At 60.1% G+C, this 21,486-nt stretch carries 14 protein-coding genes and 1 pseudogene; 7 read left to right on the top strand and 8 right to left on the bottom strand.

The window, feature by feature from the left end:
• Positions 1-15 precede the first annotated feature (15 nt).
• Positions 16-813 (top strand): hypothetical protein, encoded by a 798-nt coding sequence (locus OMK73_RS25375; protein ID WP_267604468.1) that lies wholly within the window; start codon positions 16-18, stop codon positions 811-813.
• Between the two features lie 595 nt (positions 814-1,408).
• Here OMK73_RS25375 and OMK73_RS25370 read toward each other — a convergent pair.
• Positions 1,409-2,191, bottom strand: a complete 783-nt coding sequence (locus OMK73_RS25370; RefSeq protein ID WP_267604467.1) for a hypothetical protein — start codon at positions 2,189-2,191, stop codon at positions 1,409-1,411.
• 338 nt (positions 2,192-2,529) lie between these two features.
• Between OMK73_RS25370 and OMK73_RS39380 the strand changes: the two genes are divergently transcribed.
• Positions 2,530-3,507 (top strand): TniQ family protein, encoded by a 978-nt coding sequence (locus tag OMK73_RS39380; RefSeq protein ID WP_420715571.1) that lies wholly within the window; start codon positions 2,530-2,532, stop codon positions 3,505-3,507.
• A 184-nt stretch (positions 3,508-3,691) separates the two neighbouring features.
• On the top strand, positions 3,692-4,384 hold the full coding sequence (locus OMK73_RS25365) for an IS1595 family transposase (RefSeq protein ID WP_267604466.1): 693 nt from the start codon (positions 3,692-3,694) through the stop codon (positions 4,382-4,384).
• A 369-nt stretch (positions 4,385-4,753) separates the two neighbouring features.
• Here OMK73_RS25365 and OMK73_RS25360 read toward each other — a convergent pair whose 3' ends face one another.
• Together OMK73_RS25360 and OMK73_RS25355 are read right to left on the bottom strand one after the other, a co-directional pair.
• The gene (locus OMK73_RS25360) at positions 4,754-6,487 is read right to left on the bottom strand and encodes a hypothetical protein (protein ID WP_267604465.1); all 1,734 of its coding nucleotides are present in this window, start codon (positions 6,485-6,487) and stop codon (positions 4,754-4,756) included.
• A gap of 46 nt (positions 6,488-6,533) precedes the next feature.
• Entirely contained in the window at positions 6,534-9,146 is a 2,613-nt protein-coding gene (locus tag OMK73_RS25355; RefSeq protein WP_267604464.1) for a hypothetical protein, read from the bottom strand.
• Positions 9,147-10,070: 924 nt separating this feature from the next.
• Here OMK73_RS25355 and OMK73_RS25350 point away from each other — a divergent pair.
• A complete protein-coding gene (locus tag OMK73_RS25350) occupies positions 10,071-11,402 on the top strand; it encodes an IS4 family transposase (RefSeq protein ID WP_267601839.1) in 1,332 nt (443 codons plus the stop codon).
• Positions 11,403-12,632: 1,230 nt separating this feature from the next.
• Here OMK73_RS25350 and OMK73_RS25345 read toward each other — a convergent pair.
• From OMK73_RS25345 to OMK73_RS25335, 3 genes and pseudogenes are all read right to left on the bottom strand, one after another.
• Positions 12,633-14,357, bottom strand: a complete 1,725-nt coding sequence (locus OMK73_RS25345; protein WP_267604463.1) for an alkaline phosphatase family protein — start codon at positions 14,355-14,357, stop codon at positions 12,633-12,635.
• Between the two features lie 374 nt (positions 14,358-14,731).
• Positions 14,732-15,058 carry a thioredoxin family protein gene (locus OMK73_RS25340; protein WP_267604462.1) on the bottom strand — a complete coding sequence of 109 codons (327 nt, stop codon included), beginning with the start codon at positions 15,056-15,058 and terminating at the stop codon, positions 14,732-14,734.
• 93 nt (positions 15,059-15,151) lie between these two features.
• Positions 15,152-16,083: pseudogene (locus tag OMK73_RS25335) on the bottom strand (DMT family transporter).
• A gap of 124 nt (positions 16,084-16,207) precedes the next feature.
• Between OMK73_RS25335 and OMK73_RS25330 the strand changes: the two are divergent.
• Positions 16,208-17,137: a LysR family transcriptional regulator gene (locus tag OMK73_RS25330; RefSeq protein WP_267604461.1), complete on the top strand. Its 930-nt coding sequence runs from the start codon at positions 16,208-16,210 to the stop codon at positions 17,135-17,137.
• A gap of 7 nt (positions 17,138-17,144) precedes the next feature.
• On the opposite strand, the gene OMK73_RS25325 is transcribed toward OMK73_RS25330, so the two are convergent.
• On the bottom strand, positions 17,145-17,990 hold the full coding sequence (locus OMK73_RS25325; protein ID WP_267604460.1) for an AraC family transcriptional regulator: 846 nt from the start codon (positions 17,988-17,990) through the stop codon (positions 17,145-17,147).
• 81 nt (positions 17,991-18,071) lie between these two features.
• On the opposite strand from OMK73_RS25325, the gene OMK73_RS25320 reads away from it, so the two are divergent.
• Positions 18,072-18,428, top strand: a complete 357-nt coding sequence (locus OMK73_RS25320) for a GFA family protein (RefSeq protein WP_267604459.1) — start codon at positions 18,072-18,074, stop codon at positions 18,426-18,428.
• A gap of 45 nt (positions 18,429-18,473) precedes the next feature.
• Positions 18,474-19,109, top strand: coding sequence for a glutathione S-transferase family protein (locus tag OMK73_RS25315; protein ID WP_267604458.1), 636 nt, complete (start codon positions 18,474-18,476; stop codon positions 19,107-19,109).
• A gap of 13 nt (positions 19,110-19,122) precedes the next feature.
• Here the strand turns inward: OMK73_RS25315 and OMK73_RS25310 are convergent, their stop codons facing one another.
• Complete coding sequence (locus tag OMK73_RS25310) at positions 19,123-21,483, bottom strand: cytochrome P450/oxidoreductase (protein WP_267604457.1); 2,361 nt, start codon at positions 21,481-21,483, stop codon at positions 19,123-19,125.
• Between the last annotated feature and the right edge of the window lie 3 nt (positions 21,484-21,486).

Here is a 21,486-nt window from a genome sequence, read left to right as displayed (position 1 = left end):
GATCTGGATTGTCTGATGGAACAGACCCATACTAAGATCTCAGTCGTTCCGGTGCCCGACTACTTGGAGATTATCGAGCGCAACGATATCGACCTCCTCAAAATCCCGGCCGATCTAGCCGTGCTGAACGGCGACTTGGCATTGACGCGGCGCGGGGATCTGATGCTAAATGACATCGACTACAGCGCGTGCTTCAGCCTTGTTAACTGGTGGCGATACAACTATCCAGTAATGGCCGTGATGTTCGAGGCCGTGTTTCCGCCAGCGGACCTAGCCGAGCGTCTCGACGGCGAGCTCGAGGAACTGTTCACCCGCGCTGCCGCGACCTCGCCGCATCCGATGCAGAGCTTCGACTACGACGCCTACCACCGGATCAACGACGCCAGAGGGGCGCAGCAGGTAGCGCGCGGCGTGTACGCTGGCGCGATTTCAGTAGCGCTCTCAAACGCAATGCAGTCATTCCGTGCGGACATTCAGGCGACCATGGGCGAATGGGATGCCTCATCGCCTGCATTTGGCGGCTGCTCGCTCGGTCAAGTCATAATTGCCTCGGCCAACAATGTGCGGCATGCCGACGAATGGCAGGCGGCGCGCCCGCCTAGTGAACGCCAGTTGCAGTCAATGCGTGTACTTGCGGCCGCGCTGAATGAGCCGCTGGATCCGCCCGACGGCTCGCGCCATCAGTTCGGTAGAGAAATCAGTCCGGAAACACTGCATGTGATCAGCGGTGGAGATCTGGAGCAGCTCGAGGCAAACTTCTTTGCCTTCGCTAAGGACCTCCTCAAGCGCAAGCGCCATCGAGCGGGCATATAGGGCTCGTCTCGTCGGCCATCTCGGCGCTGCTGTGCGTGCACAGGGACAGCCGGCTGCATTCGACCGTGGGCGTTGGACTGGCCCAATAGGTGCCGATAACCAGACGCTGACCACTTAGCGCACTATGCCTGAAAAATCACCCAGGCCGACGATTTGCCGTCCGTCATCGACTCCAATGGCCGTAGTCCTTGTCGGCCATTCCGGCGTGCGACACGCTGAGGCGAGGCAATCGGTTGAATGTCCGCTCTATGTGTCCAGCGATGCCCGCTGCCGTTCGCACAGCCTCGCGGGTGCCCGATCGCCGACCGCAAGCTGCCGGTCGTAGATCGCGCGATAAACCTGAGTCTTCCGTGACGTCGGCTCTTAGCGTTACACCACTAAGGCCTGCTCCCGGATAAGTGATCCTTCATCAATTAATACCAATTATTGGATGCCAATAATTATTCCCAGCCAATAATTGCGGCACATTGTGAAATGCTTCATGGAGCACTTTAACGCTGACTCGGTGATCACAGTGGGAACGGAACGATGCACGGGCCGAGAAGGGCACCACAATCTATGAGTCCCTGCACAGGGCTCCGTAGCTCTTGGGGCACTACATCAGCTCGAACGACGACAGCACCCCGGCTAGGCCACCATGGCCATCCTCCACCAACCAAAGCGTCTGAGTGCCTGTGTCCGCTTCTGCTAGAAGATCATCAACCTTTGAATTTTCGGACACGACACGCGCAGGGATGAGTTCCAATGCTGCTCCGTGTTCCTTGAGGCCGCCGACATCCTTGATTTCCTTCGCGAGCAGCTCCTTTCTCTTCTCCTTGCGATGTAGAAGCTTCGCCACAGAGATTTCAGGCAGCAGCAACCAATCCGCGTCCAATTTCACCGGAAGGAATGAGAACGAATGTGTAAGCATGAGCTGTCGAGCATAGGCTACCGGCTGCCACGGCTGGACGGTCATGGGAGAACGGACCATAAAATCGCCCACCGTCACTCGCTCAATCTTTTGCTCTGTCATTAGCGCCTCCTCAAGGGCAATGCATAGCGCAATCGCTGCATCTGTAGCATGGCGAGCATAAACACCGCTATGCATTGCGTCGTTGCGCGCGTTATGAACTGTCTTATAGAGCGAAGGAAAGCCGGCAAAGAGTGCCGGGAACTTTGGAACCACATGGCTCAGCACGTCGGAGTCCTTCGCGAGGTCAAAAATCTCGTTGGTATAGGACCCTAGCTGCCCTTCCTTTCCCAGCAGCCGTAGCCCGATGGCCTCCAGTGCGAAGCACACCTCTCCAAAACCTTCGGCATCGGCCAAGGCGGAGTAACGGGCCTCTCGCAGGCGATCGCGGTAGTGGCATCTCTCATCCCATGAAAGCGTCTTTCCCATTCCGGTGCCGCCTCTCCAAATAGATTGCGTCGACTTCGAGGAAGCTGCTGCTGAAAGGCTAAATTATCTTCAACGCAACTTAAAATCAGATGCTTGAGAGATCTCGCACATCGACAAAATCCTAAGGTATAAAATTGTGACAGGCACTAAGATACCAGTTCGACCCATTCCTTTGCCAGGGGAGTCGCCATGCAGCTATCTGATTCGTATTGTAGAAGGCCTCGGGTATCCGAATGTCCCTACATTCTTGGCTACAGTGCCGAGGTTCAGCCGGGATAGCGGATGGCCTAAGCGATTGCAGGCGGATCCAGTTCGATATCGCCTTCTCCTGAGGTCTTGTGGTATTGAACTTGCCAAAGCGGAAGCGCTTTGCTACCACCGCACTGCCCCTGGGGGGGGCCCAATACCTCGTCGACGATTGCCTGTTTGATGAGTCTCTTTTGCGCCATGACGTCGGCTCATACTGTACCCTTTGTCTTAGGGAGCAGCAATATTGGCGGAAAATCTGGGGGCTCAAAGCATATGCAGCTTGCACAAAGCACAATATTCTGATGTGGACGGGCTGTTATGTTTGCCGCCGCAGCCTAGATGACAATCGCGGCGAACTATGTCGATGTAATTGTGGGGCCGATCTAACCTTAGCTCCTATCGTCAACGTAAATGCAGAAGTGGTTTCTTGGTTTATGTCGCTTTGTCGAACTGACCGAAGGCGTGCGCGCGAGGCGGCCCGGTGTTTTCAGGCCATGCTGGAAATAGACAGGGGTGAAAAGAACGATCGGAGTAACCTTGCAACGCTGCATTCGGTCAGAGAGTGGTATTCATCGCATGCGAATCTGCATCCGACAACTGGCACAATTGGGGGTGTGATATGGCATCCGAGACTCGCCCTATTGCCGCTCCTAGATGACGAGGTATCCGAACAAGGCGTGCCTCCCCTCGCAAGTGGGCAATCGACGGCGAATGATGTGATTCTGGGGTGGGCTCAGGCGGCAGGCGCGCTAGGGGTGCGCTCCGATCACATTGAGCAAATTGCGAAGACGGATGCTGGCCGATCGGTCGGCCTGCGACGGTCTGATGGCTGGTTCAGTTCGCGAGCCGTTAATACAATTCTATGGCGTCTAACTCCAGATGGCGATATATGCCAAGGTCGGGAGCGAGTGGTCACCAGCAAGTTGGCGCCCGCGATTCAGGCCGTATTTGATGGCAGACATATATCGAAAGGCTTTGATTTGGCAAGGGGCGTGCGCACACTCACCACAACTGTCAGGGATTGTCGAGGCGGCACGGAGCAGTCTACGATCTGCTCATCGGGCTAAGCCGAAGAGCCTCGCATATTGTCAGTAACCACTGTCACGTTGTCAGTAACCACTGTCACGTTGTCAGCGATCGCATAGGCAGCGTGTCATCCAGATGCGTACGGATGATCTGCGAAGATACAGGAATGTCGTCCTCCGGCCGGAATGTTTCTCCTTCGTGGATACCCCTCTCGCACGTCTCCGCATGAAGGACAAGTTCGCGGTCAACGCCGAATGCATGGCCGCCGGGCTGACGGTACGGGAAACCGCGGAAACAGCGGATGTCGCCGTCTCGACAGCGTATCGGTGGCGACACCGCTTTCTTAACGCCGTGGTCGCGCAACAGCCAAAAGCCGTGGAAGGCTTGCTGGAGGCGGACGAAACCTATTTTCTCCATTCGCTCAAGGGCCAGCGAAAACTGCCACGTCCGCCGCGCCATCGCGGCGGCAAGGCCAAGAAGCGTGGCCTTTCAAAAGAGCAGGTTCCCGTGCTGGTCGCGATTGCACGCGGCCAACGCTTCACGGCCGACCGGGTGATGCCCGCGATGAGCGGCAAGGAGCTGGTGGAAACGCTCCGCCCGGTTGTCAATAAAGACACCATCGTTTGCTCCGACGGTAACCCCGCCTACTACGCGCTACAGCGCCAGCTTGGGGTGACTCTGAAGATGTTCAGCGCCTCGAAGCACGGCTCGCCCATCAACCCCTCGTTCCACGTCCAAAACGTCAACAGCTACCACTCGCGACTGAAGGGCTGGATTAACGTCGGCTTGCGTGGTGTGGCAACGAAGTACCTTCCCAACTATCTCGCATGGCAACGCCTCTTGACCTGGTTCAGGGACGGCGTCACACCCGAGCAATTCATCGCGTCATCCCTCGGCCGACAGCTTATCAATACATAACGCGACGAAAGCTATTCGGAATGCCGATGTGGGGAGCGAGCGCCATGCAAGGAAGTTGCCAAGCGGGCAGTGACGAGGCGCTGACAGTCGCTCCAAGAAAGAAAAACCCGGTTCACTCTCCAACAGAATGAACCGGGTTTCGGCGGGCTCGCCCGTCACCGCACGAACCCGCGAACGGCCGCAAGTGCCTATTCCCGTCCCGCACCGCGGTGGGCCCCGTGTCCGGAGCCACCGCGTCCTTTCGGCCGGCGCGGCGCGCCAGCACGAGTGCGGACACGACGTGCGTCGTGACCTTCAGGCGACGGCGGTCGATGAGGAACCGGCTCGCGGCCATCGCCGAGAAGGGGTCAGAATCCGTAGCGCTCGCGCTTACGCTTGCACACTTTCCACCTCCGGGCTACCCCGAGTTCGTGCGGGAAAGACGTTGCCTCGCCCTCTCGCTAGTATGCGACGGGTTGTCGCAGTAGCGGCAGCGATGCATCGGTGAAACGCGAAGCTGTTGTCGACCATCAAACCAATTCCCCCTGCCATGGGGAGGCGCACCACGTCGTCATGTACCCCGTTTCCGTTCCACATGTTGAGATAGTGGCTCCCATGATCGCCTAGAGCGAAGACAGCAAACACGCCGACAATGGGGTCGCTTGTTAATAGCCCATTCACTGCGTCATAGACGGCAGTCCCCTTGAAGTACTTGTCCACTATCGACGGCAAACCATATTTGCTAACTGTGCTGCGCCTACTGTACTTGGCATCCAATATCAGATAACGAACCAAGTCTCCTCGCGCGAATCGCATCACAAAGTCCGGCGTCCAATACGGATGCAGGCTGCCTGGGCCATGCAGTGTGTCTGTCAAATCCATATGGGCACTACTCGAAGACAGGGGCGAGATGACCGGTTCGTACTGTAGGGTCAAATGCTCCTCCCCCATCGATAAGGTAATTGACGCCGGCACCTCGCTGCCAAAGGTCGGGTGCGGAATCATGCTTTCCCCGCGCCACCCTTGTTGCATCATCTCCTCGATCAAATGAAACAATGTAAAAATCTCAAAGATCGTGTGCAAAGATCGAAGTTTAAGCAGGAAGTCGATTCCACTTAAACACGGCGTTCCAAGCTCATACCATTTGGCCACATCTGCATATAAATCGCGGTAGACCCGAGTGCTACGTGCAAAGGCGGTCATAACGGGAGCGATTTCTCCGCGATACGAGACGCCATATTGACGGAACATTCGAATAAGTCCAGAAGCGTCACGCAATATCGCTGCGCATCGCCGCAGCATGCCAGCGGCGGTTAAGCTTAGCAGCAGGCGCGATAATGATTCAAAATCGCCCGTATCACCCGCTTTGAATTTCTCTTCATATTCACGCAGTACATCTTGTAGGTTCAGAATCTTCCTGCGTACGCTATAAAGTCCTCCGACCAAGATATGATTCTCGATCACATCATGCGTGGACTGAAGTTGAGTAATGTGAATATTGGAAAGGTTGTAATGGCGGCCGCGCAAGAACACTTCTCCTGCGCCAAGAGCCGGCACCAACGCATCAAGATTCCCTATCACGTCAATTGGATCAATTTCGATTGCAGCCGTCGATCTCCGTTGCCAGAGTGGCACCCGTTCGGGAACGAGTCGTTCACGCAAATGATGAAGGAGCTCAAACCGTCGCTCCTGCAAATGCTGAAGGAATTTCTCCGCCGCTGACAGCAGAGTCTCGGGAGGTGTATCGTCCGCGCGTACAGATCCTGTGGGATGCGATGAACGTGCAAAGCAACTCGCGACAAGCTTCTCGTTCTTGTCAGCGAGGTATGCAATCATCTTGCGCGCCTGCTGCACTGTTGTCTTCTCGGCGAGCACATCAAAGTCTATGCGCATCTCGCCTTCCGAAAAGGCAATAACCGCCACAGCATGCCCGAAACACTCTGACACATAGGTCATCGCGGGCGTTTGCCAACAGGTCTTCCCTTCAATTACTATCCGATTAAACTCGGCTCGGTGGTCGCCTATAAGCAATTCTGTAGGACCGTCGTAGTCGCCCGCAGCTACCCTAAACTGCAGGCTGTCGACTTCTCTGATTTGAAGAATGGAGGTTGGGGCGACCGTCAACGGGACTTCCTCCCGTTGACGAACAGAGTTAGGGAGCGCGTCATGGCTACCAGCAGAAGAAGTCGTAGGTCTGCAGGTCGATGTCGCCGACGTCAATCATTCGGCGGACAAAGGCAGATGAGCGGGCCAGACCAGATGACTCGAGTTCTCTTGCAAGTACCTCCAATCTCTTCCCGAAGCGCCCATTCCCACGAATCTGTGGGAGCACGTGCTGCAGGATTGCGACATCCAGTGCGAGCAAAGCGTCGTTTTCCGCTCGCATAATGCCACGCGCTTTTGAGCAGTACTGGCTAATAGCAATCTCTTTACGTTTGCTGATGGAAAGTGGCATACCCTGCTGGGGATCGGGTTCAGCAAGAATCTGCCGCACGCGCTTGAACGCCGAGAGCTCCTCAGGCAGCAAATCAGGCACAACGTCCTCGCATCCAAACAACTGATGCATCGTCTGCGCAGACAATGGTAACGCGCATGGAGCATCGCGGCTGTCGTCGACATTACGGCTGTCATCCAGGGCAGGCTCCATCAAAATGATTGAAGCGCGATCCGCCATCCGGGGAGACAGCGGTTCAGTTGTACCGTCGTAGTTGATGGTCGCAAGGAAGCGCAAGTATGGTGGAATCTGTATGCGGTCTCTGCCAAGGACCAATTGCCGGTTGCCTTCGCCATCGGCCATACCCATGAAGCAACTCCAGTAGTGCTCGATAGGGGAAAGGTTGGCTTCATCAAGCAGCACGTAAGACATGGCGTTGTGCGCGCCCTTTTTCTCGCCGTCCAACGTCTTAAGCAGTTCGTACATGCCAGTGCCTGAAGACTGAAACCGACCAGACAAGGGATTGTAAAAACCAATCAAGTCCTTTTGTGAAGTCCAGCCACGCGCAACAGATACTTCGCTGAGCCGCGGTGAAACTCCCTGCACTTCAGCCAGTAGCCGAGCAAGTGACGTCTTGCCTACGCCGGGCAAGCCAGCAAAGAAGGTAATAAATGACTGTTGCGTGCTTATTAGGATATTGGCAACTTGCCAGTCTTCCATATATCTCTGGCGCCCTGCCAGTGCCCTTCGAACGGCGGTAATGACTTCACGCTGACGCCCAACCAGGTCTTTGCCAGATTTCAGATCATGGACCGAAACAGAGACCATCGCCGGGTTTTCGGTACTATCACTTATAAACGTGCCATTGATCGCATCGACGTACGGTTTCAGGGACGTTAGCTTCTTGCGAAGCTCCGAATCCTTGTCGTTGACTGCCCTTTGGAGCTCGCCAAGCTCGTCCTCAGCGGTAAGTTTGCTCCGAATCGCGTATTCACGCTCCCTTTCTGCCTCTTTGATTTGTCTATTTATTTCATCAAGGTTAGTTAGCGCGTCTTGCTTTGCGAGTTGCTCCGCGAGACTTTTCTCAATTTCCGCAAGCTCTTGATGCTTCTTTGCTAGTTGCACATCGAGTCTATTATGTTCCGCGGCTAGGTTGGGTGCGGCCTCCGCTTCTCGACGCTTACTTTCGACGAGTGCAGCTAGACTTTGTTTTTCGGTGTCAAGCTCCCGTTTTCGCGCCTCGGCGAGGCGAATCTCGTTCGTCAGGCCTTCTAGCTGGCCGCGCAAATCCTGCTCATACTGTTTACGCAATGACTGGAGATACTGTTCTCTATTCTGCTCGATATAGGTCGAAACAATACCCTTCCCATGCTCACCCTTGAGAAAGTCCCATAAACCTTTGAGAATTTCATCGTGCTTGACGGAAGTCGCAGAAACAATTTGAGGAAGACGAGCGAGGCGCTGTCTAATTAATGGGGTGCCCAGCTTTCCGTTTTTTCCAAGAAGAGTGGCCAAACTGTCAAATTTCGCCTTCTCGATAACCCGAACATTGTTTTCTTGAGCGAGCTTGGCCGCAAACTTCAGCACATCCTCATCGGAGGAATAATCATGATAGCTTTCATTCAGAACGACACTCAAATCGTATAAAAAGCGACGTTCTTGATGCGCATCCTTGCTAATTACAGTTTTCGCAAGAAACTTGTTTCTCTCAATACGGCAAACCTGAAACGCAACTTCATTATTATAATACGGCAGCTTGCTATCAATGAAACCGAGACGAATCAAATCGAGACTTTCTCTATGAGGCTCCCACTTAAACGGCCCATAGATGTCATTACCATCATCGATAAATATGTAGCGCGTCCCAGGCCACTGACTAACGTACACATCGCGGACATTTGGGTCCGGAAGGGAAGATTTTATAACCTCGAAATAATCCTTTGGCTTTACCGCATCTGCGCGCTTAAAGTTCGAAATGTAGCGAGAGAAGTTATTGGCGTCCGCATTTTCGCTGGGATTAGTGTTCGGCGAAACCTGCAGCATGAACAAATTCGGTATGGGAAAGCGCTTCTCAAGGTCCTCATAGCCCGAAACAATGAAAACCTTCATTGTGGGGCAAAAGGATTCTGGCGTTAGCGGAACCAGCACATCGTCAACAATTTCGGCCACGGGCTTAACCGTCCCAAGTGCTCCTTCAGAATTCGGATTTGCAAACAGCGTATGCGCAAGAACCGTGCGCATCTCGATCGGATTTTGTTCAGCCAAAGTGACCCTCTGCAGCAAAAATTTATAGTTACCCGCCAAAGTCAATGTCTGTACCACTGATAGCGGAAAGGCGAGGGCTCCCATTTTACCCTCTGTCCAAGCCGTTCTTGGCTGTCCAAAAGCTACTATTGGATCATGCCCCCTGTGAGGGGTGGCGCTCGGGGAAAAGTTTCGCCAGACGCCCAGTCGAATGTCGGCTTGTTGGAGCGGTGAAGACCGCGTTGGGGCCAAGAACGGCCGCTACTTCTAGAACGCTCGGACGGCTCGCTATGCAGAGATTTACAGCGACCCCTATGCGCAGTTCACAACTATGTGCACCTGTCATGAGTTTGACGGTACCGGCTTAGATTCAGGGAGGATTCGGGCCGATACCATCTGCGCATAGTTACAGAGTCAGGAGGAATCGCCTGACTGAGTCTGGCGCCTGGATTCGACGTATGGGCGAGCGGTCCCTTGGCGCGCCAGTCGAAGCCAGCGAGTTGAACTGATCGGGTGTTTGCCTGATAGCCCCCTGTAGTGGGATCGCAACTTCGATCCGCAGCCGAAACTATGTCGAGATCTACTCTGATCGAGATGGTCAGGAACCGCGTCGCCGCTGAGCCAAGTGTCCGCGTACGAGCTGCGCATAGCTGCGACCTGCGCATAGGGGTCGGGAAGAGCCGTCCGCCGCCGTGCCAGCCAACGGCGGCTTGTCGGCCATTCCGGGCGTTCGACACGCTGAGACGAGGCAATCGGTTGAATGTCCGCTCTATGTGTCCAACGATGCCCGCTGCCGTTCGCACAGCCCCAGTGGGCGCCCGATCGCCGACCACAGCCGGTCGCGGATCGCGCGATAAACCTGAGTCTTCCGTGACGTCGCTCTTAGCGTTACACCACTAAGGCCATCTCCTTATACAAAAGTCCAGCGTCCTGACCGGGCGCAGTGCGACCAGAATTTGATGGGACTTGGGCGGGAGGGGTTGTAAACTCGTGCGGATTCGCGTTTACTCCTGGCTTTTTTGAGCGCGAATGAACAACGAGTCGGGGGCATGGGTGGACGAAGAATTTGAGGCGCTGGATCTTGGCGATCCAAGGCGGGACCGACGGGCGAAGGGGCTGCTGAAGCGACTGGCTGCGAGGCCGACTGCGAGCATTCCTGGCGCATGCGAAGACTGGGCAGAGACCATCGCTGCCTATCGATTTCTCGGCAACGAGGAAGTCGAGTGGACAGACATGATGCAGCCGCATTGGGAGCGCACGGCAGGGCGGGCGCGGCAATTCCCGGTGGTGCTGTGCATTGCAGACACAACCGAGTTGAATTTTAACGGCCAGGAGATCGATGGGCTCGGGCCCTTGAGCTACGAAGCGCAGAGGGGGATGTATCTGCATCCGACCTACGCTGTGACGCCGGATCGGGAACCACTCGGTGTGATCGACGCCTGGATGTGGGCCCGGGAGCCGCTGGATGCAAACGGGCAGCGGGTTGGTATTACAGAGAGCGTACGGTGGACTGAAAGCTACGAACGCGTTGCAGAACAGGCCGCGATGTTGCCTGAGACTCGCCTGGTCTACGTGGCGGATCGGGAAGGCGATATCGCTGCGATGATGGAGCGTGCTAATGAGCTCGGCAATCCTGCAGACTGGCTGATACGTTCCCAACACAACCGCAGCCTTGGTGAGGCAGGCAAGCTGTGGGACACGGTAGACGCCAGCGAAGCTCTGGGAGAGATCGGCTTCATCCTGCCGGGGCGCGCAGGCCAAAAGGCGCGCGAGGTCAAGCAGGAGTTACGTGCGCAACGCGTGAAGCTGCCGGGTAAGACGGGGCCAGCCGTCACCTGCATAGTGGCCCAGGAGATCGGCGCTCCGGCAGGCGTTACCCCTGTCGTGTGGCGACTGCTGACCAACCGGGAGGCTCAAGATACAGATGCCGTCGTCGAGCTGATCGATTGGTATCGAGCCCGGTGGGAGATTGAGATGTTCTTCAATGTCCTGAAGAACGGGTGCAAGGTGGAAGCTTTACAGTTATCCCACATGGACCGCGTGGAACGGGCCCTGGTGTTTTACATGGTGGTGGCGTGGCGCATTGCCCGACTGATGCGTTTGGGCAGAACCTGCCCTGACCTGGACGCGTCGCTATTCTTTGATGCCGATGAGATACGAGGCGCGTATCTACTCGCGAAGAAGGCGCGCCCAAAGACGCCCGTCACGCTCAATCAAATGATCCGCTTGATCGCGTCACTGGGTGGTTTCCTGGGCCGCAAGTGTGATGGCGAGCCCGGCGCCAAAACGATCTGGATCGGCATGCAGCGAACCATGGATGCTGCGTTCATGATCCTGGCGCTACGGGCTGAGGACTCATGACTTCTGTATAAGGAGATGCACTAAGGCCCCCCAGAAAAGTGATTTATCATCAATTAATCGCAATTATTGGATGCCAATAATTATTCCCAGTAAATAATTGCGGCACATTGTGAAATGCCCTAAGAGGCATTTGTTCCGCTGACTCGGTGATCTCAGTGGGAACGGAACGACGCACGGGCCGAGAAGGGCAGGCGGAACTCCGGGCAAGGATGGCCACCTTCGGTCCGTTTTGATCGCTCACCCGTCGTTCGTTGTTAACAGATGCCCCGGGACTGGAGAGCCTCTAACGGCGCCTGCGGCCCCACAAAACACGCTTTCAAAGTAAAAAGGCAAAATCTTTCTTTTACTTTGAAACCGGAGCCGGCTCGGCGCGGCCGAGGCCAGTGAGTACGTGGGCTTGCCGACCGCGATCCGCATCCTGCGCGCACTCGGCCTGGTAACCTGCCTCGATGTCACTTCTCCGCCGCCGCTGCCAAGCGGTCGGTCGGTGACCACCCAGCCGTCGCGTGCGGCAGTGGCGGTCCGCGTCAACGCCGTCGAGGCATGACGTTTAACTTCAGACCAGGCAGTAAATTATCACCAATTATCCGAAACCAATAATTGGTTCGCCTTGCGAACTCCGCGGGAGTGGCGACTCGCCCTCATCCCTCACTGGCGCATGCCCGAGCCCGCCGGGACCCACTTTTTCGTCGCCCGACCGCTCGCGCGGTCCGTGCCCTCAATTGCAGGGGACGTCTTCTACGCCGAGGATTGGGACGACCTTCTTAGGCGGGATCGCAGCGCGCAAAAATATTACTTAAAGATATCTTTTCGGGGCTGTGACGATAACTATATAGCTAGCATGACCTCGCCAATGCCGTAATTGACCACCGGATAGGTGGATGCCTCACCGGCCGCTTCGGCGACTAGCCGAAAATCTCACTCTATCTGTCACTACAGGAACCTGGTCTCATGACATCTGTCACGAATTGTGTGGGGCGAGTGTCTGAGATTCTTCTAACCCATTGTTTTTATTGGAGGTCAAATCTCAAGTTACGTGTCCCTGAGCGTTTGTCGTTGTCGGTAGCTAGCGGGCCGGTGGTTTCTTGTCCTGTGGCTCCAAACCGGGGGGGGGCGGATCGCGGGCTCCCAGGCTCCCACCCGGAATGCAAAACAGCCCCGTGGACTGAACCTCCACGGGGCTGTTTTTTGTACCGGGACATGCGGTCCTTCCCGCTGTCCCGGCTGCGCTCAACGCAGATGCGGCAGTACCTTGGTGTGCTCGGCCTGCACCGCTTGCAGCTCGTGCGGCTTGAGTCCAAGCAACGCCAGGATGGTAGGCGCTATCTGGTTGGTCTGGACAGGGTCGTCGACGATATTCTGGCCGATGCCAGCACCCCACACAACGATGGGCACGTGACGGTCCTGCTTGGCGCCGCCGCCGTGCTCGGCGATCTTCGACAGTTTTCCACCGGCATAGACAGTACCCTGCTGCGCGATGCCGACGAGGTCCGGCACGCGATCGTCGTTGCTCCCGACGCCGAACAGGTCAGCGGCTTCTTCGCCAGCGTAGATCTTCCTCGCTCCAGCCTGGCTGAAAGCCTTTGTGACCGCGGTGCCGGTTGCGTCGGAGCCCATGCCGTTGCCGGAATAACCAAGCAGGAAATTCTTGGCAAAGCGCAGGGCGGCGGGGGAGCGGTCGTTGAACCACATCAGGATGCCGTCATCGTCGATCGCGTGGGCTACGAGATGCGATTTGGACGGGTCCTTGCACGTGGCGGCGAACTTCTCCCAGGCGCAGTTCAGCGCATCGATCATCTCACCATCGTTGATGATGGTGAGATCGGCGCGGTTCTGCGGCGACTGGCCGTGTTTCGCCGACAGGATGACGACGGTATTGGTCGTGTCAAGCGCGCTCACCATCATGGCAAGCTGGTTGTTGACGAAGTTCAGCGCGCTTTGCAGCACCACACCGGGCGTGGTCCCGTTCGCGGTGTAGCCGCCCAGGCTGCCGGACACCTTGGCGGCGGTGTTGCTCGGATCCGGGTAGTAGTTCGATTTGTTGAGCTTCTGCGCGGTCGACACGGACTGGAAGTTCATGCCGAATATGGCCGGGGTCCCCGGCGTGCCGTTGCCGGCATGGTCGAGGCCCTTGATCCAGTTAAGGACGGCCTTTACCTTGAAGCTATCGTAGCGTTGTGTGTTGGTGTTGTCCTTGGTCCAGTCGTCGCCCGGGCCGGCAGGCAGCGACGGGTCGGTTACCGAGCTGTTGATCTCGGGGGCAAACAGATCGTCGATGCTCTGACCGGACGGCCCATTGAGAATCTCGTAGGCGACGTGCTTGTCCGACCAGGCGGTGTGCAGCCCGTGCTTTTTCGCGACCTCGAAGATCGTGTTCACCTTGAGGTACTGGTGCGGGTAAACCGGCTGGCAGGTCACCGGAGATACCGGCAGGAAGGCCGGGTCGATCAGGTCTTGCGGATGCCCGGTCAATTGGGAAATCCTGGAGAAGTCGGCGTACAGGCCGGGGATGTTTTGTCCGCTGTCCAGCCGGTTCAGATCCTTGGCGATCACTTCGGCGTAAAACACTTCAGCGCCTGGCTTGGTGCTGTGGCAGTTGGCTGCGGTGGTGCCCTTCGGTAGCAGGCTGCGGCTGTAGGCGTCATCGTAGTAGATGCCCGTGGTCTTGGGGTTGCCGCCCGTGACCTGACCGACCATCCCGGGGAACGAGTCCGAGGGAAAAGGCGTTTGCGCATTCGTGTAGGCAACGCCATGACGGACCAGTAGCGCAAGGGTGGAGTTCGGATTGGCGTTGACGAACCAGTCCAGGTCGGCCTGGTGCAAGCCATCGACAGAAACCAGCAGGACATGCTTGGCACTCGGTTGACGGGCGTCGTCGTCCGCATGTGCGGACGCTGTCAGTCCGCACGCCAGCGACAACGCCAGGGCAATGGTAAGCCTTTTGGGTACGCGCATGATATCTCCTCGGATGACTGCCACAGGGCAGTTGGGAGACGCTATCAACCGTCCATGTCCGAACGGTGTCATTGAAAGCGCGCAAGCGTAACAAATTGTGTGTCGCGCCCTGGGGCGCAAATGCCGCGAGTCTGGGGTGGCGTGGAAGGCAGCCAGCACGGATCCAGTGATGTGCAGCAATTGGCCGCGACGCGCGCTGGGATGGCCGCTGCAGGCGGATCGCGGGCCAGTCACGCTGCTTGTGCTTGTGCTCGTGCCGGGCGGTTGCTTTGCGCCAAAACCTCGCTTCCATCCGCCATCAGCGTTTCGCCCCGTCGCTGCACGATCCATCGGGCGCTTTTTATCTTTGCGCCTATCGATGGTGCCGGCCAGCATCAGCCCGCAATCCGCCTCAACGCCTCCTCAATCGCCCGCGTGTCACTCGGCCGCACCAGCCGCGCCACCTCCACGCCATCGCGCATGAACACCAGCGTGGGCCATAGCTTGATCCGGAACGAACGGCCGAGCGGCTTGCCGCTGCCGTCCTCGACCTTGATGTGGGCGGCCTCCGGATGGCTGGCCATGGCGCTGGCCAGGTGGGGCTGGGCCCGCATGCAGTAGCCGCACCAGGGCGCGCCGAACTCGATCACGGCCGGGCCCTTCATGGCGTCGATTTCGGCTCGGGCCGGCTCGCGCGCGGCGTACACATCGGTCATCGTCATCGGGAATCCTCTCGCCTGTCCAAATGGGCATTCACGGATTGTATGGCTACGGATGCCGCGAACAATGACTGGCGCGGCTGAGCGCGGCGGGTTTCAGCCCTTCGATGCCCGAGAGCCCTGCGGTACCTCGACGACCGCGGGCTTGCGCCAGCGCACCGTGGCCAGCAGCGATGCCGCGACAATCAGGCCGCCGCCGGTCCAGGCGGTGGCCGTGATCCTTTCCCCAGCCACAGGCTGGCGAACAACGCGCCAAACGCGGGCTCGCTCCCCATCAGCAGGGCCACGCGGGTGGGGCTGCTACGCTTGATGGCGTAGTTCTGCGCGAAGAACGCAAAGAGCGTGCAGGCGATCACCAGGTAGAGCACGTATCCCCAGAAGGCCCCGTGACCGGAGAATGACGGCAGGGGCTGCCACTGCGCGGGCATCAGGACCAGCGCCACCGCCGCGCTGCCGAATGCCACCACGCCGGATTGCACCGCCGTCACCGTCAGCGCCGGAATCGAGGCGCTTCGCATTGCCCGCTTTGTGAAGCACACCATCAGCGCGCGGAGTACCGCGGCGGCGAGTATCAGTCCGTCGCCGGGGTTGAGGACAAATTCGCCGTTGCCCGCCAGCAACCAGGCCCCGAGCAGCGAGAGCACCACCGCCGCCCATTCGGTGCGGCTGGGCTTGCGCTTGAGCAGCAGCCATTCCGCCAGCGGCGTCAGCACCACGCACAGGCTGATGAGGAAGGCTGCATTGGCGGCGCGCGTGAGCAGCACGCCAAAGGTTTCGCACAGGAAGATGCCCAGCAGCAATACGCCGGTGCCGAGCACGCCGCGCAGTGCGGCGCGGTCGACCTGGCGCAGGCTGGGCAGCATGGGCGACAGCACCACGAACGTGATGCCGAAGCGCAGCGCCAGCAGGCCCAGCACGGGATAGAACACCAGCGCGCCTTTGACGACGCCGTAGCTGCTCCCCCAGACCACGGCGACCGCGAGCAGCATCAGGTCGGACAGCAAAAGGAGGCGTTTTTGGGCGGGCATGGCAGACCTTCAGGGGATGGGCCATGCATTGTGCAGCTTTGCGTAGGCGGTGATAATCGGGTTGAGATGCAAAGCCTTTATGTCGTAAACGCATTAATCCAGTGCTGCAGACGCCACCGCCCAGATGAATCCCACCGAACTCTTCGACTTGCTGCCCGACATGGCCGTGTTCGCGCGCGTGGTCGATGCGGGCAACTTCTCCATGGCCGCGCGTCAGCTTGGCAGCACGCCGTCCACGGTCAGCCGGCAGATCAAGCGGCTGGAGCAAGCCCTGGCCACGCGGCTGCTGGAGCGCTCGACCCGCAAGGTGCGCGTGACGGAGTCGGGCGCGCAGGTGTACCGGTACTGCCGCGACATGGTGAGTGCCGCATCGGGCGCGATCGATGCGGCGGGCCATCTTGTGGGCCGGCCGCAGGGGCGGGTGAGCGTGAGCGCGCCGACCGCGTTTGCGAAGACGGTGATCCATCCGCTCGTGCCGGGCTTTCTGCGTGCCTACCCGGAGGTCGATCTGCAACTACTGTTCACGGACCACGAAGTCGATCCTCTCGATGACGACCTCGACCTGGTGATCCGGCTGACCGGGCACCCGCCGCCCGGGCTGGCCGGCCGGCGGCTCGGCGCGGTACGCTGGGTGCTGTGCGCATCGCCGGCGTACCTGCGCGCGCGCGGCACGCCGGGGCATCCGCGCGATCTCGCGCAGCACGATTGCCTGTACCTGGGCGAGACCGCTGACGACAACCGCTGGCGCTTTCAACGGGATGCCCAGACGCAGACGGTGGAGGTGAGGGGGCGCTATATCGCGAACCACGCCGGGGCACGGCTAGAAGCGGCGCAGCAGGACTTCGGCATCGCCAACCTGCCGGAGTTCACCGCGGCCGACGCGCTGCACAGTGGCGAACTGGTGCAGGTGCTGGCCGACTGGGAACTGCAGGCGCGGGCGTATGTGGGCTCGGTCTGGCTGCTGTATCCGCCCAACCGCTTCCTGCCGCCGAAGGTGCGGGCGCTGATCGATTACCTGGCCCTGCATATCGGCGACGCCGCCGGCCCGGGTTGACATCCGTTCAGCGCTGGCGGCCCGGCGCCTGTTGCGAGCGCTGGTAGTCGCCCGGCGATACGCCTACCAGGCGCGTAAAATCGCGCGTCAGGTGGGCCTGGTCGAAATAGCCCAGCTCGGCGGCGAGTTGCGCCAGCCCGACCGCCTCGCCGCGCGCCAGCCGCCATGCGGCCTCTTGCAGACGGTAGCGGCGCAGCACCCATTTGGGCGACACGCCTACGTACTCCTGGAACATCCGCTGCAGCGCCCGCACGCCCATGCCCGCGTACTGCGCCAAGGCTTCCACGCTGGCCGGCCCTTCAGCGCTGGCGGCGTGTGCCATCACGCGTTGCAGCATATCCACCGTGGGGTCGGGCGCAGGCAGCGCGCCGGACAGCAGGGATTCCGCGGCGCTGACCATGGCCTCGTCGCTGCCGGCATCGAGCACCAACGTTTCCGCGCGCGGTTCGTCGCACCGCAGTAAAGCGCGTGCAGGCCGCGTGGCATCGGTCAGCGCGCTGATCGGCTCATCCAGCAAAGGGCGCAGGCCGCCCACGCGATAGCGCACGCCGAGCACATGGCCCGTGCCTTCCAGCTTGCGATCGAAGACCCCGCGCACCACGCCGAAGATGGCCGTCTGGCCGCGGTCGAACACCAGGTTGGCGTTGGGGTAGGGCAATGCGCGCTGTACCTGCGGCGGCTGGCCCGCCAGGTCCCATTCGACGATCCAGTAGTGCTCGACGAAGGGCGCCAGCGCAGCCGACGGCAGATAGCGGCCGAGCCGGATGCGCCGTTGCGTGCCGAGCGGGTCGACGATGCCCTTGGGTTCGGCGGTGACGGGCGCATGCGTGTCGCGTTTGTCCAATCGGGTCATGGGGAACGGTGTAAAACTGATGGCTTCGGCAACGAACAATGAACAACGATTCGATTCGATTCGATTCTATCGGAGACAACCATGCCAGGAGCCCATTACACCGGCGGCTGCCATTGCGGCGCCGTACGCTATGAGGTGGATGCCGATCTTGCCGGCGCCATCGAGTGCAACTGCTCGCTGTGCAGCAAGCGAGGATTTATCTGGTCGTTCACGCCGGCCGATCAGTTCACCTTGACCGAGGGCGCGCAGGCTACGCGCACGTACAAGTTCAACAAGCATGTGATCGATCATCGCTTCTGCGAGACCTGCGGCGTGGAGGCCTATGCGCTGGGCAGCATGCCCGACGGCTCGCGCGTGGCGGCCATCAATGTGCGCTGCCTCGATGGCGTCGACCTGGCGCAGCTGCATCCGAAGAAGCTCGACGGCGCCAGCGCGTAATTCCCTATCCCTCCCGATCCCTCCCTATCCCCCGGAGCCAATGCAATGTCCCAGCCTGAACTGACCCTGTTCCATTCACCCAATACGCGTTCCACCGGCGCGCTGACCCTGCTTGAGGAACTCGGCGTGCCGTATCGTCTCCACCCGCTCAACATGAAGGCCGGCGAGCAGCGCGAGCCGGCTTACCTGGCCATCAATCCGATGGGCAAGGTGCCGGCCATCCGCTATGGCGATGCGCTGGTGACGGAGCAGGCGGCGGTGTTCATCTTCCTGGCCGATCTGTTCCCGCAGGCCAGGCTGGCGCCCGCGCTGACCGATCCGCTGCGCGGGCCTTACCTGCGCTGGATGGCGTTCTACGGTTCCTGTTTCGAGCCGGCACTGGTGGACCGCTCGCAGCAGCGCGAAACGCCGCGCGCGATGTGCCCCTACGGCGATTACGACACCACCATCGGCACGCTGCTGGGCCAGCTGGAAAAAGGCCCCTACCTGCTGGGCGACACCTTCACCGCGGCCGACGTGCTGTGGGGCACCGCGCTGACTTGGACCACCATGTTCAAGCTGGTCGAGGCGACGCCGGTGGTGCAGGCCTATATCGACCGCATCAACGCGCGCCCGGCGGTGGCGCGGGCGCGTGCCATCGATGCCAAGCTGGCAGCAGAGCAAGCCGGGCAGGGCGGCTGAGCGCCAGCCACGCTCATAGCTCCAGCACGATCCGCTGGCATTTGGCGCGCGAGCAGCAGCTCATCATCTTGCTGTTGGCCTGCCGCTCCGCGCGCGTGAGCACCACGTCGCGGTGGTCGATTTCGCCGGCCAGCACGCGCACCTCGCACGAGCCGCACAGGCCTTCCTCGCAATCGCTCTGCATGTCGATGTTGGCGGCGCGCAGCGCGGCCAGCAGCGTCTGGCCCGGGGCGACCGTGACGACGATGCCGGAGTCCTTCAGCTCGGCTTCGAATGCTTGCTCCTGGCCGGGATCCAGCGTGGCCAGCGCGGACTCGAAATGCTCGATGCGCAGCGCATCGCCGGGCCAGCCGGCGCAATGCACCTGCAGCGCTGCGAGCATGTGCGCGGGGCCGCAGGCGTAGATCTGCGTATCCGCTTCGGGCTGCCCGAGCAGGCTGGCGAAATCGTTGCGCCGTCCTTCATCCTTGGCGTAGACATGCAGGCGATCGCCATGCAGCGCGATGAGCTCGTCGAGCAGCGCCATGGACGCACGCGAGCGCCCGCTGTAGTGCAAGGCGTAGTCCATGCCGAGCGCCTTCGCGCGGCGGGCCATGGCGCTGACGGGCGTGATGCCGATGCCCCCGGCGATCAGGATCAGCTTGCCGGCGGCCTCATCCAGCCGGAAGTGATTGCGCGGGCCGCGGATCTTGAGCCGGTCGCCGGCCTTGACGCGGTCATGCACCCACGCGGAGCCGCCGCGGCCATGCGCCTCCCGCAGCACGGCGATCTCCAGCGCGCCGCTGTCGTCCGGGTCGCCGCATAGCGAGTATTGCCGCGACAGGCCGGTGTCGCCGCATTCCACGTCGATATGCGAGCCCGGCGCCCAGCGCGGCATCGGCTGGCCATCGGGCGACACCAGGCGCAGCCGCACGATGCCCTCGGCCGCTTGCGTCGCGCTGGCCACCACCACCGGCCGGCTGATTGCATGCCCCAAAGGCTCGCCGATGCGCACCGGCACCTGTACATCCAGCAGCGCGGGGTTGGCGCGCTCGGGGTTTTGCTTCGGGTCCCATTCCACCCACACGTGCTCGGGCCCGCGGAACGAGGTGTTCGGCACGTAGGTGAATTGCTGCTCGGCCAGGCGCATATGGGGCAGGCGCCGCGTGAGTTCCTCCAGGAAGACCTGCATCTCCATGCGCGCCAGGTTCTTGCCCATGCACTGGTGAGCGCCATAGCCGAAGGTGAGCTGGTCGCTGGCGTTCTCGCGGCGGATGTCGAAGAGGTCCGCATCGGCGAAGTGCCGCTCGTCGTGATTGGCCGAGGACGTCACGATCAGCAGCTTGGAGCCGGCGGGAATGTCCACGCCGCCAACCTGCACGTCGCGCGTGGCCAGGCGCCGCCACGCGGCCACCGAGCCATTGTGCCGCAGGCATTCCTCCACCGCGTTGGGGATCAGGGCGGGGTCCTCGCAGATCTCCTGCCATGCGCGCGGATGCTGCAGCAGCAGCTTCATGGCATTGGCCGTGGCGTTGGCGGTGGTTTCATGCGCGGCGACGATGCCGGCCATCATCATCGAGTGCAGGTAGGAGTCGGTGACGATCTGCGGATACTCCACCTGTTTGCGGATGCCGTAGCGCATCCAGCCCGGGCCGGACGGGTCCTGCCGCATCTTGTCGAGGATCTTGCCGGCCAGCTGCCAGAAGTTGCCCACGGCGTGCGCGACTTCTACCTGCTCTTGCGGCTTCGGCCGTCCCCAGGTGTTGACCGTATGCGCGATGGAGTATTTGCGCAGCAGGTCCATGTCTTCCTCGGGCACGCCGAGAAAATGCAGCGCCACGGTCAACGGCACTTCCCACAGCATCTGGTCGACCAGGTCGGCGCGGCCGTCGTCGACAAAGCGGTCGACGTAGTCGCGCGCGAGCTTGCGCACCATGGGCTCGTGATGCTTGAGTTCCGCGGGCGTGAACGGCGCCATCAGCACGCGGCGGCGCGGCATGTGAGCGGGCTCGTCTTCGTTGACCAGCGTGCGGTTCATCGCGTAGCCGTAGGACGCCAGCACGGCGTTGGCCTGCGGCCCCGTCGGCGTGATCTTCTCCAGCGCAATGGACGGGCTGAAGGTGAGGTTGTCGCGGAAGATCGCCTTGATGTCCTCGTAGCGCGTCACCACCCAGTAGCCCAGCTTGGGGCTGTAGAAGACCGGCTCCTGCTCGCGCGCCCAGCGCACGTACTCTGGCGGGTCCTGCTGGTAGCCATCCTCGAAGGGATCGAAGCCGGCGGCGCCCGGGCTGACCGGGCAGCCGGTGGGCGAGCGCTGCGCCGCCAGCAAGCTATGGTCAACGGGACATCCCGAGGCGTGTGGATTGGGGGGCGTTGGCCATGCTTGTTGCTCCATGTA

The organism is Cupriavidus sp. D39, from assembly GCF_026627925.1.
Lineage (GTDB): Bacteria > Pseudomonadota > Gammaproteobacteria > Burkholderiales > Burkholderiaceae > Cupriavidus > Cupriavidus ulmosensis.
Note: the sequence above shows the minus strand (reverse complement) of the source record. Positions and strands in the feature narration are given on the sequence as shown.

What these genes read in the sequence shown, in the direction of transcription:
- OMK73_RS25365 (WP_267604466.1), top strand. Translation starts at nt 3,692, where the DNA reads ATGAAGGACAAGTTCGCGGTCAACGCCGAATGCATGGCCGCCGGGCTG.
- OMK73_RS25355 (WP_267604464.1), bottom strand. Translation starts at nt 9,146, where the DNA reads ATGGGAGCCCTCGCCTTTCCGCTATCAGTGGTACAGACATTGACTTTG.
- OMK73_RS25370 (WP_267604467.1), bottom strand. Translation starts at nt 2,191, where the DNA reads ATGGGAAAGACGCTTTCATGGGATGAGAGATGCCACTACCGCGATCGC.
- OMK73_RS25350 (WP_267601839.1), top strand. Translation starts at nt 10,071, where the DNA reads ATGAACAACGAGTCGGGGGCATGGGTGGACGAAGAATTTGAGGCGCTG.
- OMK73_RS25315 (WP_267604458.1), top strand. Translation starts at nt 18,474, where the DNA reads ATGTCCCAGCCTGAACTGACCCTGTTCCATTCACCCAATACGCGTTCC.
- OMK73_RS25310 (WP_267604457.1), bottom strand. Translation starts at nt 21,483, where the DNA reads ATGGAGCAACAAGCATGGCCAACGCCCCCCAATCCACACGCCTCGGGA.
- OMK73_RS25320 (WP_267604459.1), top strand. Translation starts at nt 18,072, where the DNA reads ATGCCAGGAGCCCATTACACCGGCGGCTGCCATTGCGGCGCCGTACGC.
- OMK73_RS25345 (WP_267604463.1), bottom strand. Translation starts at nt 14,357, where the DNA reads ATGCGCGTACCCAAAAGGCTTACCATTGCCCTGGCGTTGTCGCTGGCG.
- OMK73_RS25375 (WP_267604468.1), top strand. Translation starts at nt 16, where the DNA reads ATGGAACAGACCCATACTAAGATCTCAGTCGTTCCGGTGCCCGACTAC.
- OMK73_RS25325 (WP_267604460.1), bottom strand. Translation starts at nt 17,990, where the DNA reads ATGACCCGATTGGACAAACGCGACACGCATGCGCCCGTCACCGCCGAA.
- OMK73_RS25330 (WP_267604461.1), top strand. Translation starts at nt 16,208, where the DNA reads ATGAATCCCACCGAACTCTTCGACTTGCTGCCCGACATGGCCGTGTTC.
- OMK73_RS25340 (WP_267604462.1), bottom strand. Translation starts at nt 15,058, where the DNA reads ATGACGATGACCGATGTGTACGCCGCGCGCGAGCCGGCCCGAGCCGAA.